Raw genomic sequence first — 16839 nt, forward strand, 5'->3', positions numbered from 1 at the left:
ATTGTAATAATAATTTATAATAAAGCAAATGTAATATATAAATTCATACAAAAGACATCTACCTGTTAATTTTTTGTAAAAATTATTGATTTCCAGTGTTTTTACGTGGTTTATTGCATCAAATTATATATGAAATACCATAATTTGAGAATCGTTAATTGTAAGAATATCAAAAAGATGAACTTGTAGGAATTTAATATTTTAATAAGTGTAAATCTGCCCATTATTTTTTGCGGCTTTATTGCATAAAAAAAACAGCTGAATTTCAGCTGTTTTTTAAATATTTAAATTTCTATTAATTAGATAGAATCAATTTTAATGTGTAATTCCTTCAATTGAGATTCATCAATTGTCGATGGAGCATCGATCATAACATCGCGCCCTGAATTGTTTTTAGGAAAAGCGATAAAATCTCTAATGGTTTCCTGACCGCCTAAAATAGCAACTAATCTATCAAGACCAAAAGCTAAACCACCATGAGGGGGTGCTCCAAATTGAAAAGCATCCATTAAGAAACCAAACTGCGCTTTTGCTTCTTCTTCAGTAAATCCTAAATATTTGAACATTAACTGCTGTGTTGCTTTATCGTGAATACGAATTGATCCACCGCCAATTTCGTTTCCGTTTAAAACCATGTCGTAAGCATTGGCACGAACTTTTCCCGGTTCTGTTTCTAACAAAGCCATATCTTCTGGTTTTGGTGATGTAAAAGGGTGGTGCATAGCATGGTAACGGCCGCTTTCTTCGTCAAGTTCTAATAGTGGAAAATCTACAACCCATAATGGAGCAAATTCTTCAGGATTACGTAATCCTAAACGAGCTGCTAATTCCATACGAAGTGCAGAAAGCTGTGCACGTGTTTTGTTTGCAGGTCCGGAAAGTACAAAAATCATATCTCCAAGATTTGCTTCTGTAGCTTTTGCCCATTTTGCTAAATCATCATTATCGTAGAATTTATCTACAGATGATTTGAAAGTTCCATCTTCATTGCATTTTACATAAACCATTCCAGATGCTCCAACTTGCGGACGTTTTACCCAGTCAATTAATCCGTCAATTTCTTTACGCGTATAATTTCCTGCTCCCGGAACGGCAATTCCCACCACTAATTCAGCTGAATTGAAAACCGGGAATTCTTTGTGTTGTGCAAATTCGTTTAACTCACCAAATTTCATCCCAAAACGAATGTCCGGTTTGTCATTTCCGTATGTTTTCATAGCATAATCGTAGGTAATTCTTGGGAATTTGTCTACTTCTATACCTTTAATTTCTTTTAATAAATGTCTTGTCAAACCTTCAAAAACATTTAAAATGTCTTCTTGTTCCACAAACGCCATTTCGCAGTCAATTTGTGTAAACTCCGGCTGACGGTCTGCACGTAAATCTTCGTCACGGAAACATTTCACAATTTGGAAATATTTATCCATTCCCCCAACCATCAATAATTGTTTAAAAGTCTGCGGAGATTGCGGCAATGCATAAAACTGTCCTTCGTTCATACGGCTTGGTACAACGAAATCTCTTGCTCCTTCCGGAGTAGATTTGATTAAATAAGGTGTTTCAACTTCGCAGAAATCTAAATCAGATAAATATTTACGAACTTCCATCGCTACTTTATGACGGAACAATAAACTGTTTTTTACCGGATTTCTACGAATATCTAAATAACGATATTTCATTCTGATATCTTCGCCGCCGTCAGTTTCATCTTCAATTGTAAATGGAGGTGTTAAAGCAGAATTTAAAATAGTTAATTCAGAAACTAAAATTTCGATTTCACCTGTCGGAATGTTTTTGTTTTTTGCTTCACGCTCAATAACAGTCCCTTTTACCTGGATTACGAATTCACGTCCAAGAGTTTTGGCCAATTCAAAAACGGTTTTATCAGTACGGCTCTCGTCGAAAATAAGTTGTGTAATTCCGTAACGGTCGCGTAGATCGACCCAATTCATAAATCCTTTATCGCGTGATTTTTGAACCCAGCCCGCAAGTGTAACTTCGGTATTGATATTTGAAGCGTTTAATTCGCCGCAATTATGACTTCTATACATGATCTAAATTTTAGACTGCAAAAGTAAACACAAAATTCAAAATAATATAGTAAAGTGATAACTTGATGCTTATAAATTTTAAATATTTTGTTAATTCTGAAATTTTGAAGCTGTTATTTCTTTAGATTTGAATTACTAAAAGCAAACTTTAATACTATGAAAAAACTTTTTGTTACAGGTCTGTTGATTTTTAGCGCATTGAATGTCATTGGTCAAGCCAAAAATCAAATAAAATTTACGGCTAAAATTGAGAATAGAAACAGCGATACTTTAGTTATTAAAGGAAGAAATAATTTTAAGCAGGTTATTCCAATTGACAAAAAAGGAGTTTTTACTGCCGATTTTGAAGCTCCAAAAGGATTTTATGTGTTTTCTGACGGAACAGAATCTTCTAATATCTATTTAAAACCAAATTCTGAGGTTAACTTAACGATGAATGCTAAAGAATTTGATGAAACTATTGTTTACAAAGGAAAAGGGGTGAACGAAAGCAACTTTTTGGCGCAGCAGACTTTAAAAGATGAAAAATTTCAAAAAGAAGCTTTTACTAAAGAGGCTGCTGAATTTACTTCTCTTTTAGAAACTAAGAAAAAAACTGATTTTGATAGTTTAGAGAAAGGTGATTTTGATCCTGAATTTAAAACAGCTTTAAAAGGAAGTTTTGAAAATTTTAATCAATATGCGTCTCAGGAATATGAAAGAGCTGCAAATGCAAAAAAAATGGTTGGGAAAGCTTCTCCGGAATTTGACTACGAAAATTTTAAAGGGGGTAAAACAAAACTTGCCGATTTAAAAGGGAAATATATTTACATTGACCTTTGGGCAACCTGGTGCGCTCCATGCAGAGCAGAGATTCCTTATTTGCAAAAGATTGAAGAAAAATATCACGGAAAAAATATCGAGTTCGTGAGTATTTCTATTGATAAAGCAAAAGACAATGGGAAATGGAAAAAATTTGTAACAGATAAAAACCTTGGAGGTGTACAATTATTTGCTGATAAGGATTGGGAGTCTGAATTTGTAGTAAATTATGGTGTAACCGGAATTCCAAGATTTATTTTGATTGATCCAAATGGGAATGTGGTTAATTCTGATGCCGACAGACCTTCCTCTCCAGACCTTCAAAAGCAGTTAGACTCATTATTGAACTAATTTAATGATTAAATATATAACGTTATCGTAATTTAGTTTTTTACTAAAATACCAGTAAAACCAGTGCCTTAGCATTGGTTTTTTTGTTTTTTGGGAATTTCCAATGTTAAGTTTTTATTCAATGTTACTAAATTGTTAAGTAAAAGTTTTTTTAATGTAAATAATTAATTATATTTGATAACGATTTCTTAACATTAATACCTAAAGATATGAAAAAGAGTGTAATTTTAGCTGCGGTGTTGTTCTCTGGAATATTAACTGCGCAAGAAGTAAATCCTGAATTAGAAGCTGTTGGAAACAAGGTAAAAGCTACGTATTATTATGAAAATGGTAAAGTGCAGCAAGAAGGCTTTTTTAGGGATGGTAAATTAGACGGTGTCTGGGTATCTTATGACGAAAAAGGAAATAAAAAAGCCGTTGGAGAATACACAGAAGGACTTAAAACAGGTAATTGGATTTATTTTAATGAAAATACAGTAAGCAAAGTTGCTTATGTTGACAACAAAGTGAGTTCAGTTAAAAACTTGCAGAAAAATGCTTTAGCAGACAGAAACTAATTTAGTTTCGAAAATTTATAAAAAAACCGCTTATTAAAAGCGGTTTTTTTATTTCTGTTTTTTAGATTTTTTTCTTCTTCCAAACCAAATTATAAAGCCTGTTACAGGTAAAGCCGAAGCAATTAGACTTACTGTAAAAGCAATAATTTTTCCGGGCAGATTTAAAATTTGTCCGGTATGAATTCCGTAACTCATTTCGACAACCTGAAGGCCTAAACTTTTTGAATGATACGGATCGCTTTGAATTAATTTTCCGTCCTGCGGATGAAAATAATAATTGCTTTGATGATCGTATCGTAAAGCATGAGGATATGCTCCTGTATTAATAACATCATCTTTTTGCTGCGGATATAAAACAAAAAACATTTCGGCTTTTGGCTGTAATTTCATAGTTTGTATAAAAGCTCGATCGACAGCTGTTATCGAGTTTGACTTGAATTTTGTCGTGTCGATTACAGGTGCTTTTGTTTCAGCAGCTTTGTCTCCGCCAAAATTGAATGTTTTATAAATTCCATTACCAACCCAATCATACGTAAAACTTAAACCGGTTATGGCAAGAATAAGTGCAATCAACGAAATGTAAAATCCGGAAGTATTGTGCCAGTCATAATTAATACGTCTCCATTTTGCCGACCATTTTACAGTGAAACTCCTTTTAACGTCACTTCTTCTTTTCGGCCACCATTGTATAATTCCCGAAATAAATAAAAGAATAAAAATAATGGTTGAAACGCCAATAATATGTTTTCCGATATAATCTGGCAGCAACAGATACAAATGAATATATTCGACAATAATGAAAAAATCAGTTTTGGGATTTTCGGTTTTTAAATATTCTCCTGTATAAGGATTAAAGTAGAGATATAAATTTTCGGTATCAGAATAGGTGTAAACAACTGCAGAACGGTTTTTTCCATAATAAGAAACCATTGATTGTTTATAGTTAGGAAGAATTTCTTTTGCTTTTTGCTGTAAAACCGAAGGCATCAAAAAAGGTTTGTTTTGAGGTTCAATCAAACGCCATTCTTTTCGGGTGATGTCTTTTATTTCGTCGTGAAAACAGAATATACAACCGGTAATACAGACTATAAAAACAATAAGCCCGGAAATTAATCCGAGCCATTTATGTAGAAAACGTATTTGCGTTTTAAATCCCATTTTTTGATTAAAAGCGTAAAAGTAGACGCAAAATCAATAGAGGGCAAATAATTTATGCTAATTTTAAGCGATTGTTCAAAAAGTAAAAAAAGTTTGCCACGAATTTCACAAATTTCCGCAAATTTAATTCGTGCAAATTCGTGAAATTCGGGGCTAAAAATTTTTAAGCTTTTGTTATAGTTTCTTTTTTAGGCTTTAAGTGATAAGCTGTATAAAGTGATATTGAAGCCAAAGCAATCCAGAAAACATCAATAAAGAAAATCTGAATTTTGTGTTCCATAAACGAAGTCCAAAACCAATTTCCAGAAAAAATTCCGTTTGTTATTGGAATTAAAAATCCTAAAATACTTCCAGAGATTAAACAGAACTTATTTGTAAAGGCATCATTCTTTTTAATGATAAAGAAGATTGTCAATAATAGCCATCCGCCAAAATATAAACTAAACAAGTTTGACTGGCTTAACGGATAAAATATTTTTGTTCCAATAAAAGCCAAAGCTGTAATTGGATACATACTCAAACAAATCGCCAGATAAATGCGAACAACAGCAGCGTTGAAACGTCTTTTCTTTTCAGGTAAATTATTTTTCTGTCTTGCTATTAACCAAATCATTACTCCAGAAATGATGACAAAACAAGTTATGATTCCCAAAATAAAACTCACTATTTTTAGTGCATATCCGCCGTAATCACCAAAATGAATTCGGTATAAAACATTTTTTACTATATCTAGATAGCCATTTTGAGTAACAGGATTTTTGCGGGCAATTTCTTTTCCGTCAGCAATTCGGTAAATGACTTTTCCAATTCCGGTAAATTTTTTATCGCTCAATAATTCACCTTCAACTAAAACGTGCATGTTTGCATCGCCATAATTTTGAATAAAAACTCGTGTAATTTCAAAATCAGACCAATTGCTTTTTGCTTTAGAAACAAGCTGATTGATGTTAAAAGGCGTGGCTAATTTTTTATTTTCAAATTTATAATCAGGATCGTTATATTCTAATTCTTTATATAATTTGTTTTCGTCACCTTTATACAAAGCCATTACTGCTGGCGCTACGATTAATAATTTAATCATAAAAAATGCTCCGGTTACAGCATAAACAAACTGAAACGGAAGTCCGATCATTCCTAGTGCTGTGTGTGCATCTGTCCATAATGTTTTTAATTTTTCCTTTGGACGAAAAACATAAAAGTTAGAAACTATTTTTTTCCAATGTAATAAAAGTCCCGTTACTATTGCGAAAAGGAAAAATAAGGCTGTAAATCCTGAAAGATAATATCCAACAGGATAAGGAATCTGTGCCAGAAAATGCAGACGATATAAGAACTCACCTAAAGAATAAGATTCTTCGTAAGTATAAGATTTGAATTTTTTGTTGTCCAGATAAAAGAATGACCCCTCTTTTTGTTTGGCTGGAGCCAAAGTGTCTTTGGAGCCTTCCATATAAACTGCAGCTCTGTTTTCTATAGACGGTTTAGATATGGTTATATTTCTTCCGTGTAAAATGTATTCTTTGTCAATATTTTCTAAAGCTTTATTGTAGTCTAATTGAATTTCTCTTGTAATGGCAGTAGATTCACTCCTTTCCCAATTGATGATTTCATCTCTAAAAAAAGAAAAAGATCCTGCAAAGAAAATTACAAAAAGCACAACACTAATAACAATTCCGCTAACGGTATGTGTATGAAAATAGATATTATAATGACGGTTATTCATAAGTATTACGCGACAGGATTATAAGTTTGACCAAGATAAATAAGAAGAGAAAATACTAAAGAAAGAAGAATGTAAATTCCCCAGATTTTCCATCCGCTTTTTGCTAAGAAAGCCAAAACCATCAAAACAACCCAAAGTATAAATCCGCTAAAAGCCATTGTCATTAAAACATCTGCACGATTAAACCACGAAGCTAAAGCTAAATGAAAAGTAACAGAAACAAAGTAACCGCCTAAAATAGCGGCAGTAATTTTGGCAAAACGGGGCCAAAATGCAGGAGTTAAATATTTTGGATTTGCTGGCATTGGTTAAATGTGGTTTAGTTGTAATAAAATTCTAGTAAGGCAGCAATAATTAAAAGTGCTAATAGAGCTTTGCTGTTTACTTTCTTTAAAGGTGTAAGGATGATAATTAAGCTTCCAATTGCCATTAGCTGAATAAAAAACATTAATGTACCAGAGCCTAAAGACTGCGTGAAAAGCCACATTGCGTAAGCTGTAGCAAGAAGAACTAATCCTGTAATTTTAGTTTGTTTTGGATTTTTCTGCATCCATTTTTCAAAACCAAAATCATAAGATAAAGCGGCTCTTTTTGAAGTGTAATAAAGGGTATAAAAAGCTAAAAAAACGATAAGGCTTGCTATTGTTATCATAATCTTAAAAATTTAAAAAACACCTTTCGATTTCAATCGAAAGGTGTTTTTATGTTTATTAGAATCTGTAAGTAAAACTTGCAGCAAAAGTTCTAGGATCTTTTGGATGTATTGTTGACCATCCGTCATAGATTTCCTTATTTGCAATGTTGTTCAATTTTAGTGTTACACCAAATCTTTCAGCATTATAAAACAAAGAAGAATTAAGTACAGTATATTCCGGGATTGTAAATGCTCCGGAAACCGATCTGTTCATTATTTTATTGTCTCCAACATAATTCCCTCCAAATCCTAAACCAAATCCTCTAAAGAAGCCTTCTGTAAATTTGTAGCTTGCCCAAAGGTTGGCTAAATTATAAGCACCTGCACTCTCTGGACGGAAGCCCACAAAATCAGCATCACCCTGAGTTAATGTAGCATCATTATAGCTGTATCCTAAAATAATGTTTAACCCATTGATTGGGTTTGCGATAAATTCTGCCTCGAAACCTTTATTATGCTGACCTCCATCCTGATAGTAAGTTACATCAGTTGCATTTGGTCTCACGCTGTATACCTGATCTGTTACTTTGATGTCATAATAACTTAAAGCAGCATAAAGTTTATCTTTGAAGATATTCAGTTTTGTACCAACTTCAAATTGATTAGCATGTTCCGGATTAAATGTTTTTGGAGTTCTTGTTGTTCCGTTTACATTTTCTCCTGGAGCAACATTTGTAAATCCGTTCATATAGTTAGCAAAAATAGAAACCTGATCTATAATTGGCTGGTAAACTAAACCAAATTTAGGAGATAAAGCATTTTGATTGTAATTGTCTGTATCTGTCGAAATATCACCGCTGTTTAAAAAACGGTCAGCACGTAAGCTTACCATTGCAGATAAAGCAGGACTAAAGTTGATTACATCAGAGAAATAGGTGCTTATTACCTCTTGTTTAGTTTTGCTGTTATTTCTTGGGCTGTCTCCAACTATTGCATCAGAACCGGCTTTTGTTAAATCCCCAGTATCGCCATTTGTTGGTCCGAATATATTATTAAATGACTGTAAGTCGTCTCCAATATAAATGAAACCATTACCAAAATATCCAGATCCGCGGTCAGTTGCTGTTCTTTTGTAATAATCAAAACCAACAACTAGTCTGTTTCTTAAACTTCCAATTTTGAAATCACCAATAAAATTTTGCTGTACATCAGTTGTAATATTTCGGCTGTCCTGATAGTTAAAATATCTAGCCAAAACAATTCCTTCTGTAATAGAAGCAAATGCAGGATTACTTGTTCCTTCATATAGATAAGCATAATTTCCAGTTGATTTTGCTGAACTCGTTGAGAAAACGGTTTGAGATGTCCATTGATCAGAAATCTTATAATTCATTTGGGTCTGGATATTATAAGATGGTGTTTTAATTGTTAACTCGTCACTTGTATAAGAACGTTTGTTGTCATATTTCAATTCATTAATGTTATGAACTCTTAAAGGGTTTCCTCTGTCTAAGAATAACATTGTTGGATTTGTAGATTCATTACTCATGAATTCAGTAAGGACTAAAAATGATAATCTGTCATTTACATTATAAGATAATGATGGAGCAACAAAAAATGATTCTCTAAAACCGGCATCCTGAAAACTGTTTTGTTTGTTATATGCTGAGTTTATTCTAAAGTTTAATGTTTTTTTATCGTTTAAAGGAGTGTTCAAATCTGCAGTTACGCGATTTAAGCCATAGCTTCCAACGGTGTAATTTACTTCTCCGCCAAAAGTTTTATAAGGTCTTTTAGTTGTTGTGTTGATTAAACCTCCGTAAGAGATTAAGCTGCTTCCAAATAAAGTTCCGGAAGGACCTTTTATAATTTCAATTCTGTCAATATTTGCCGGATCTAAGCTTCCGTTTGTTAAACCTGGTAAACCATTTACAATAGTTGGCTGCACAGCAAATCCTCTAAGAGAATAATACCCCGCGCCGTCTCCGCCACGACCGGTTGAAGCCCAAAGTTGTGTAATTCCCGGTGCATTTTTTAGTGCATCATCAAAGTTTGTTACAACTTGTTCCTTTAAAACTTCTCCGGTAATTGTAGTATATACTTGTGGATTCTCAAGATTTTTAAGAGGTAATCTTGATACTTGCTGATTTTCTTTACGGGCGTAGTGATTGGTTTTTCCTCCGTTAATTACAACTTCTGACAGTTCTTCTGAATTTGTAATTAAAGTGAAGTTTTGAATTAACTCTTCACCTTCATTAACAGTTGTTTTTTTTTCAATTGTATTAAATCCAACTCCTGAAATTTTGATTGTATAAGTTCCTGGTTTAATATTTTTTATTTTGTAATTTCCTTGCTCATCAGTAATTGTTCCTAAACGGGTTCCTTTTAGGATAACTGAAATATTATCCGTACTTTCATTATTGTTTAATGTTACCTGACCTTTTATTGAAGCTTTTTCTTGTGCCCAGATTGTAGTACCTGTCAATAAGAAAAAGCAAAAGCTCAATACAGTAAATGTTAATTTAAATTTCATTTTTATTTAGAATTGATTTTAATAGCGCAAATTTACATGTTGAATGTAAACAATGCAAGCTTGTGTTTATTTATTCTAAATAAAATATTTTTAAAGAGTAATACTTATGTTTGTTTAAAAAATTAACATCTTAAGCAAGATTTAAGCTAATATTAAGAAAAAAAGCCTGCTCATATGAATGAACAGGCTTTTTAGTTTTATTAAAAATTTATGAAATTACAATTCTAAAGCACGTTTAGCATCGCCATTCATTAATAATTCTACTGGGTTTTCTAAAGCTTCTTTCACAGCAACTAAGAAACCAACAGACTCACGTCCGTCGATAATTCTGTGGTCGTAAGAAAGTGCAACGTACATCATTGGGTGAATTTCAACTTTTCCGTTTACAGCAATCGGACGCTCAATAATGTTGTGCATTCCTAAAATTCCTGATTGAGGAGGGTTGATGATTGGAGTACTTAACATACTTCCAAAAACTCCACCGTTAGTGATTGTGAAAGTTCCACCTGTCATATCATCAACAGTAATTTGACCATCACGAGCTCTTAAAGCTAATCTTTTGATTTCAGCTTCAATGCCGCGGAAAGTTAATAATTCTGCATTACGAACAACAGGAACCATTAATCCTTTTGGTCCGGAAACTGCGATTGAGATATCAGCAAAATCGTAAGCGATTTTGTAATCACCATCCATCATAGAGTTCACATCTGGATATAATTGTAAAGCTCTTGTAACTGCTTTTGTAAAGAATGACATGAAACCTAAACCAAGGCCGCCGTGTTTAGCTTTGAAAGCATCTTTGTATTCATTACGAATTTGGTTAATTGGCGTCATGTTTACTTCGTTGAAAGTAGTAAGCATAGCCGTTTCGTTTTTAGCCGAAACTAATCTTTCTGCTACTTTACGACGTAACATAGATAATTTTGTACGCTCAGTTCCACGGCTTCCACCAGTTGGAGTTCCCATAGAAGGTACTGCATTTACAGCATCATCTTTAGTAATTCTTCCGCCTTTACCAGTTCCTGAAACTGTAGCCGGAGCAATATTTTTTTCGTCTAATATTTTTCTTGCTGCAGGAGATGGAGTTCCAGCTGCGTAACTTGTTGCTGCCGGAGCTTGAACCGGAGCTGTTTTTGGAGCCTCAGCTTTTACTTCTGCTTTTGGAGCTTCAGCCTTTGGTGCCTCAGCTTTAGGAGCTTCTGCTGCCGGAGCGCCGCCTGCAGGTTTTGCGGCATCAGTATCAATTAAACAAACTACAGCGCCTACAGCTACTGTATCACCTTCTTCAGCTTTTAGTGTAATAACACCGCTCATTTCAGCAGGTAATTCAAGAGTAGCTTTATCTGAATCAACTTCAGCAATCGCCTGATCTTTTTCTACATAATCTCCGTCTTTTACTAACCAAGTTGCAATTTCAACTTCTTTTATTGATTCCCCTGGTGATGGGACTTTCATTTCTAAAATCATCTTATTTCTTTGTTTAAAGTTTAGTTAGTTTCAAGTTTCAGGTTTGAACTTGAAACTTGAAACATGAAACAATTATTTTTTTATCTGAATAAATTTTTATCGAATACCATTCTAATTGCATCTGCATGACGACGTTTTGCACGTGTGTAACTTCCTGATGCCGGAGCAGCATATGCTTTTAATGAAGCTAATCTCCATTTTACAAGATCAAAGTTCATTAACATAAAGCTGTAAGCTCCCATGTTTTTAGGTTCTTCCTGAGCCCAAACATAATCATCTGCCTTTGGATATTTTGCAATGATTTCTTTGATTTGTTCAACTGGGAAAGGGAATAATTGCTCGATACGAACAACTGCAACATCTTTTCTTCCATTGTTTTCTCTTTCTGCAACGATGTCATAGTAGAATTTACCAGTAACAAAAACCAAAGTTTTAACGTCTTTTTTGTTTACTGTTGTATCATCAATTGTTTCCTGAAAACTTCCGTTTACTAAATCTTCAACCGGAGATACGCATCTTGGATCACGAAGTAAACTTTTTGGAGTAAATACTACAAGAGGTTTACGGAAATTTGTTTTCAATTGTCTTCTCAATAAGTGGAAAAAGTTGGCCGGCGTTGTACAATCGGCAACATACATATTATGTCTTGCACAAAGCTGTAAGTAACGCTCCATTCTTGCAGAAGAGTGTTCTGCTCCTTGTCCTTCATATCCGTGAGGCAATAAAAGAACAATACCGTTTTGGTTGTTCCATTTATCTTCTCCACAAGAAATATACTGGTCAATCATAATTTGGGCTCCGTTAGAGAAATCTCCAAATTGTGCTTCCCAAATTGTTAAAGCTTTTGGACTTGCTAATGCATATCCGTAATCAAAACCTAAAACTCCGTACTCAGATAAGTGAGAGTTGTAAACATTAAAGTTTCCTTTTTTACCTTCAAGGCTGTTGATTAAGATTACTTCTTCTTCAGAATCTTCAACTTTAACAACGGCATGACGGTGAGAAAAAGTTCCTCTTTCTACGTCTTGTCCAGAAATACGAACATCATAACCTTCCTGTAATAAAGATCCGTATGCTAAATGCTCTGCCATTCCCCAATCTAAAAGATTAGTTTCGAAGAACATTGTTTTTCTGTCGTTGATTAATTTTTGAATTTTGCTGATGAATTTTTTGTCTTCAGGTAAGTTAGAAATTGCGTTTGCAATTTGAGTTAATTTTTCTTTTGGATAAGAAGTATCAACTTTTTCCAGCATTTGCGTATCAGTTACCTGAACAAATCCGTCCCATTCGTTTTTCATGAATGGAGTTATAATTGTCAAATCTTTTTTACGGGAAGCTTCTAAATTTTCCTCTAAAGCAGATTTGTATACTTTTTCTAAAGCATTTACATAAGATGCATCGATTACGCCGTCAGACAATAATTTCTCAGCATAAATATCTCTTGGATTTTTATGTTTTGCGATGATTTTATATAAAACCGGCTGTGTGAAACGAGGTTCGTCACCTTCGTTATGGCCGTATTTTCTGTATCCTAATAAATCGATAAATACGTCACGTCCAAACTGCATTCTGTAGTCTAATGCAAAAGATACAGCGTGTACAACAGCTTCAGCATCATCAGCATTTACGTGTAATACAGGAGAAAGCGTTACTTTGGCAACGTCTGTACAATAAGTAGAGGAACGAGCGTCTAAATAGTTTGTTGTAAATCCAACCTGATTATTGATTACAATATGAATTGTTCCGCCAGTTTTGTATCCGTCAAGTAATGACATTTGAATGATTTCATACAAAATACCCTGACCTGCGATTGCAGCATCTCCGTGAACGGCGATTGGTAAAACTTTTGAAATATCTTCCGGGAAATGTCTTTCTTGTTTTGCTCTTGTAATACCTTCAATTACAGCTCCAACAGTTTCTAAGTGAGAAGGGTTTGGTGCTAAATTGATGTTGATGCTTTTTCCAGATCTTGTTTTTTTGTCGGCAGTAAGACCTAAGTGGTATTTTACGTCACCATCAAAATATTCCTGATCGTAGTCTTTACCATCAAACTCACCAAAAATATCCTGAGTAGATTTTCCGAAGATGTTTGCCAAAACGTTCAAACGACCACGGTGAGCCATTCCCATTACAAATTGTTCAACACCTTTTTCAGCAGCCTGTTCGATTAAAGCATCTAAAGCTGGAATAATAGATTCTCCACCTTCTAATGAGAAACGTTTTTGTCCAACATATTTAGTATGAAGGAAGTTCTCGAAAGAAACAGCTTCGTTTAATTTATTTAAGATCGTTTTCTTTTCTTCTGTAGAGAAATTTGGCTGGTTAACATTAACAGCCAGTTTTTCCTGAATCCATTTTACAACGCCAGGATTTCTAATATACATATATTCAATACCAATATGCTGACAGTAAATAGCTTTAAGTCTATTTACGATAGCTTCTAATGAAGAAGGCGGTATTCCAATTGTTTGTGCAGCGTCAAAAACAGTTGGAAGGTCAGCTGCAGATAATCCGAAATTCTCGATATCTAAAGTTGGAGAAGACTGTCTGCGATCACGAACCGGATTTGTTTTTGTAAACAAATGCCCGCGTGTACGGTATCCATCAATTAATTTTAGAACATTAAACTCTTTTTGCAGTTTTTCTGAAACCTGACTGTAATCTGTGTTTGGGCTAGTCACATACTCAACTATCGTCTGCACCGGATTTTCGTCATTATAAGTCGTCATTCCAAAGTCAAAACCTTGAAAGAAACTTCTCCAGCTAGGCTCAACGCTGTCTGGGTTAACTAAATATTGATCGTATAATTGTGCAAAAAATTCGGTATGCGCTGCATTTAAAAATGAAAACCTATCCATAATATTAGTGAATATACTTTTTGTTAAATAGAATGGCAAAAGTACAACAATCGCCTTTATTTAAATCTTTTTTTTACGTACTTTTACGTAAAAATTTGTTAAAATAAACGTTAACTATGAATAAAAAACAATTTTTAATCGATTGCAGATCTTTTTTTGTGATTTTGACAGTCTTATTCTCAAGTTATGTAAATGCACAGCAAAAGTATATCATAGATAACAGTAATCATTTTTGGGATAAAGTGCAGTTTGGAGGCGGTCTTGGTTTAGGAATTGGTTCCGGTTATACAGACATTTCAGTAATGCCAAGCGCCATTTACAATGTTAACGAAATTGTTTCCTTTGGTCTTGGTTTACAATTTGGTTACTTATCTTCAAAAAACTATTATGAATCGTATGTTTATGGCGGAAGTTTAATTACGCTTGTAAACCCAATCCCGGAAGTTCAACTATCTGCCGAATTAGAGCAAGTAAGAGTAGATACAAGATATGAAGCCAACATCAACAGACCGGCTTTTTCTGATAGTTATTGGAATACTGCTTTATATCTTGGAGCAGGTTACAGAACCGGAAATGTAACAATTGGCGCCCGTTACGATGTTTTGTATGATCCTGATAAAAGTCTTTATGGTTCTGGGTTTATGCCTTTTGTGAGAGTGTATTTTTAGAGTTGCTAAGGTTCTAAGATGCTAAGTTTCTAAGTTTTGAATTGTGAATAAAAATACTCAAATGAATCAAGCTTTATATTCTGAAATAACTTTAAAATATTTAAAACAAAAGCATCCTGAATTTTTAGAAAATGTTGATTTCAAAGAAGATCATTCTTTTGATTGTTCTATTAAAAGTGTAAGTGGAAACAGATTTTTGTGGATAGCGACTTACGATTTAGAAATAACAATTGGTTTAGAAAACTATAAAAAAGAATGTGATTGGCATTTTCACATAGGAGCTTCAGGAGGAAATAATCAAAAAGAAGAATTAAAAGAATTAACCAAACAGCTGAATGAAATTTTAAATAATGAGCAAGTCTTTATTTTGGAAAATGATAAATATATTCCATTTGATAAAAATGATGAGTCAGTTGTAAAAGGAGATGAAAAGTTTTTTATGTGGAATGAGATATAAGTTTCAAAATCTTAGAACCTTAGCAACTCAGTACCTTTATCTGTAATGATTACGAAACCACACCTTCTGCCATTCTCTTTTTAAGATTAGAAAAGCAACCTGCTCAGCTAAAATTACCAAATCTGATCCATCTAACTTTTTGATTTCGATTTCAGAAACATCAATAATATAGAGCAGATTTAAATATTCAGCAAATTTGTACTGAATCATTCGGTAGATTTTTTCGTGAAGCTGGATTTTTAATTCTTCGGGAGAAATACTAAGCGGAAAATCAATTCCTTCATTCGCCAGATTAAAATCTTTATTAATCTGCTCAATCAGACTTAAATATAAATTTTCTCTTTCGGCATCAGCCAATAAAAAATCGGTATTTTCAGGAATTGGAAACATTGATGCTCTTTAAGAATTGAGGCAAAGTTAAAACTAAAAAATCATTTAACCGTTGATTCTCTTTCAATGATTCTGGTTGGAAGTTCTATAATTTGATGCGTAACAGGTTTGTGTTCTTTTATATCTGCAATTTCATCAATTAAAATCGAAACCGCTGTGTGCCCCATTTCAAATCCAGGCTGATCAATTGTGGTTAATTTAGGCGAAATAACGGTACTCATAAACCAGTTGCTAAACCCAAAAACAGCAACCTGATCCGGTGTTTTTATTCCAGCCTCATTAAAATATTTTATAATCCCGATAGCGACTAAATCTGTAATGGCAAAAATAGCGTCGATATCTGGATGTTCGTTCATGATTTTTTGAGCATTTTCGTAGCCATCTTCAAAATCAGTATTATTGTCGCAAACGTAAACCAATTTCGAATCGTATTCAATTCCGTGAGCTTCGAGCGCGCGTTTATAACCTAAAAAACGATCAATAGAATTTTGAGGAACATACGAACCTCTAAAATGAGCGATTTTTTTATATCCTTTATTTATAAGATAGGAAACAGCATCAAAAGCCGCTTTGGCATCATTAATAACCACTTTAGAACAATCAACTCTTTTGGCAATTTTATCAAATAAAACAACAGGCGTATTTTTTCGGATGGCTTCATTAATGTGAGAGAAATCATCTGTTTCGTTCGAAAGTGACATTAAAACGCCGTCAACCCGCTTTTGAATCAATAAAGCAAGCTGTTTTTTCTCCATTTCATATTTTTCATTTGATTGTAGAATGATAACCAAATAACCTCTTTTTTCAGCTTCTTCTAAAATGCCGTTTAAAACGCTCGAAAAAAAGTGATGAACCGTTGCAGGGATAATGACACCAATGGTTTTGGTTTCGTTGGTTCTTAAATTAACCGCAACAGAATTAGGCATATAGTTCATCGTTTCGGCCATTTCTATAACTTTGGCGCGCGTCGATTTGCTAATGTCTGTATATCCTTTTAATGCCTTTGAAACCGTTGTAACCGATATTCCTAAGGCCGAGGCTATATCTATTAATTTTGTATCATTCATGAAATAAATGTACTAAAAAATAAACTTCATTGATAAAAAATATATTTCCGAAAACGTTTTAGGTGATTTCGAAAACGTTTTCGATTTAGAATTGCTAAATTGTGTTTAATTAGTGTTTTAAGTT

14 protein-coding genes are annotated in these 16839 nt (G+C 33.6%); 4 read left to right on the forward strand and 10 right to left on the reverse strand.

Annotated elements, in window-relative coordinates:
- Window positions 1–299: 299 nt before the first annotated feature.
- On the reverse strand, window positions 300–2051 hold the full coding sequence (aspS, locus tag AABD74_RS06035; RefSeq protein WP_406844973.1) for an aspartate--tRNA ligase: 1752 nt from the start codon (window positions 2049–2051) through the stop codon (window positions 300–302).
- Window positions 2052–2207: 156 nt separating this feature from the next.
- On the opposite strand from aspS, the gene AABD74_RS06040 reads away from it, so the two are divergent.
- Window positions 2208–3203, forward strand: coding sequence for a TlpA family protein disulfide reductase (locus AABD74_RS06040; RefSeq protein WP_406844974.1), 996 nt, complete (start codon window positions 2208–2210; stop codon window positions 3201–3203).
- A 209-nt stretch (window positions 3204–3412) separates the two neighbouring features.
- A complete protein-coding gene (locus AABD74_RS06045; protein ID WP_232677647.1) occupies window positions 3413–3760 on the forward strand; it encodes a toxin-antitoxin system YwqK family antitoxin in 348 nt (115 codons plus the stop codon).
- A 48-nt stretch (window positions 3761–3808) separates the two neighbouring features.
- Here AABD74_RS06045 and AABD74_RS06050 read toward each other — a convergent pair whose 3' ends face one another.
- The 7 genes from AABD74_RS06050 to AABD74_RS06080 form a co-directional block, all read right to left on the reverse strand.
- Window positions 3809–4918, reverse strand: coding sequence for a PepSY-associated TM helix domain-containing protein (locus AABD74_RS06050; RefSeq protein WP_406844975.1), 1110 nt, complete (start codon window positions 4916–4918; stop codon window positions 3809–3811).
- 163 nt (window positions 4919–5081) lie between these two features.
- The gene (locus tag AABD74_RS06055) at window positions 5082–6641 is read right to left on the reverse strand and encodes a PepSY-associated TM helix domain-containing protein (protein WP_406844976.1); all 1560 of its coding nucleotides are present in this window, start codon (window positions 6639–6641) and stop codon (window positions 5082–5084) included.
- Window positions 6642–6646: 5 nt separating this feature from the next.
- Window positions 6647–6946 carry a hypothetical protein gene (locus AABD74_RS06060; protein WP_406844977.1) on the reverse strand — a complete coding sequence of 100 codons (300 nt, stop codon included), beginning with the start codon at window positions 6944–6946 and terminating at the stop codon, window positions 6647–6649.
- A 14-nt stretch (window positions 6947–6960) separates the two neighbouring features.
- Entirely contained in the window at window positions 6961–7293 is a 333-nt protein-coding gene (locus tag AABD74_RS06065; RefSeq protein WP_232677635.1) for a hypothetical protein, read from the reverse strand.
- A 58-nt stretch (window positions 7294–7351) separates the two neighbouring features.
- Window positions 7352–9808: a TonB-dependent siderophore receptor gene (locus AABD74_RS06070; protein WP_406844978.1), complete on the reverse strand. Its 2457-nt coding sequence runs from the start codon at window positions 9806–9808 to the stop codon at window positions 7352–7354.
- Between the two features lie 216 nt (window positions 9809–10024).
- On the reverse strand, window positions 10025–11275 hold the full coding sequence (gene odhB, locus AABD74_RS06075) for a 2-oxoglutarate dehydrogenase complex dihydrolipoyllysine-residue succinyltransferase (RefSeq protein WP_406844979.1): 1251 nt from the start codon (window positions 11273–11275) through the stop codon (window positions 10025–10027).
- 80 nt (window positions 11276–11355) lie between these two features.
- A complete protein-coding gene (locus AABD74_RS06080; protein ID WP_232677630.1) occupies window positions 11356–14133 on the reverse strand; it encodes a 2-oxoglutarate dehydrogenase E1 component in 2778 nt (925 codons plus the stop codon).
- A 116-nt stretch (window positions 14134–14249) separates the two neighbouring features.
- Here AABD74_RS06080 and AABD74_RS06085 point away from each other — a divergent pair, with 116 nt between their 5' ends.
- The gene (locus AABD74_RS06085) at window positions 14250–14801 is read left to right on the forward strand and encodes a hypothetical protein (RefSeq protein ID WP_232677628.1); all 552 of its coding nucleotides are present in this window, start codon (window positions 14250–14252) and stop codon (window positions 14799–14801) included.
- Window positions 14802–14862: 61 nt separating this feature from the next.
- Entirely contained in the window at window positions 14863–15258 is a 396-nt protein-coding gene (locus tag AABD74_RS06090) for a hypothetical protein (RefSeq protein ID WP_406844980.1), read from the forward strand.
- 36 nt (window positions 15259–15294) lie between these two features.
- Here AABD74_RS06090 and AABD74_RS06095 read toward each other — a convergent pair whose 3' ends face one another.
- Window positions 15295–15648: a hypothetical protein gene (locus AABD74_RS06095; protein ID WP_253786860.1), complete on the reverse strand. Its 354-nt coding sequence runs from the start codon at window positions 15646–15648 to the stop codon at window positions 15295–15297.
- Window positions 15649–15689: 41 nt separating this feature from the next.
- The gene (locus AABD74_RS06100) at window positions 15690–16715 is read right to left on the reverse strand and encodes a LacI family DNA-binding transcriptional regulator (RefSeq protein ID WP_406844981.1); all 1026 of its coding nucleotides are present in this window, start codon (window positions 16713–16715) and stop codon (window positions 15690–15692) included.
- Between the last annotated feature and the right edge of the window lie 124 nt (window positions 16716–16839).

The organism is Flavobacterium soyae, assembly GCF_045348165.1.
Classification (GTDB): Bacteria; Bacteroidota; Bacteroidia; order Flavobacteriales; family Flavobacteriaceae; genus Flavobacterium; species Flavobacterium soyae.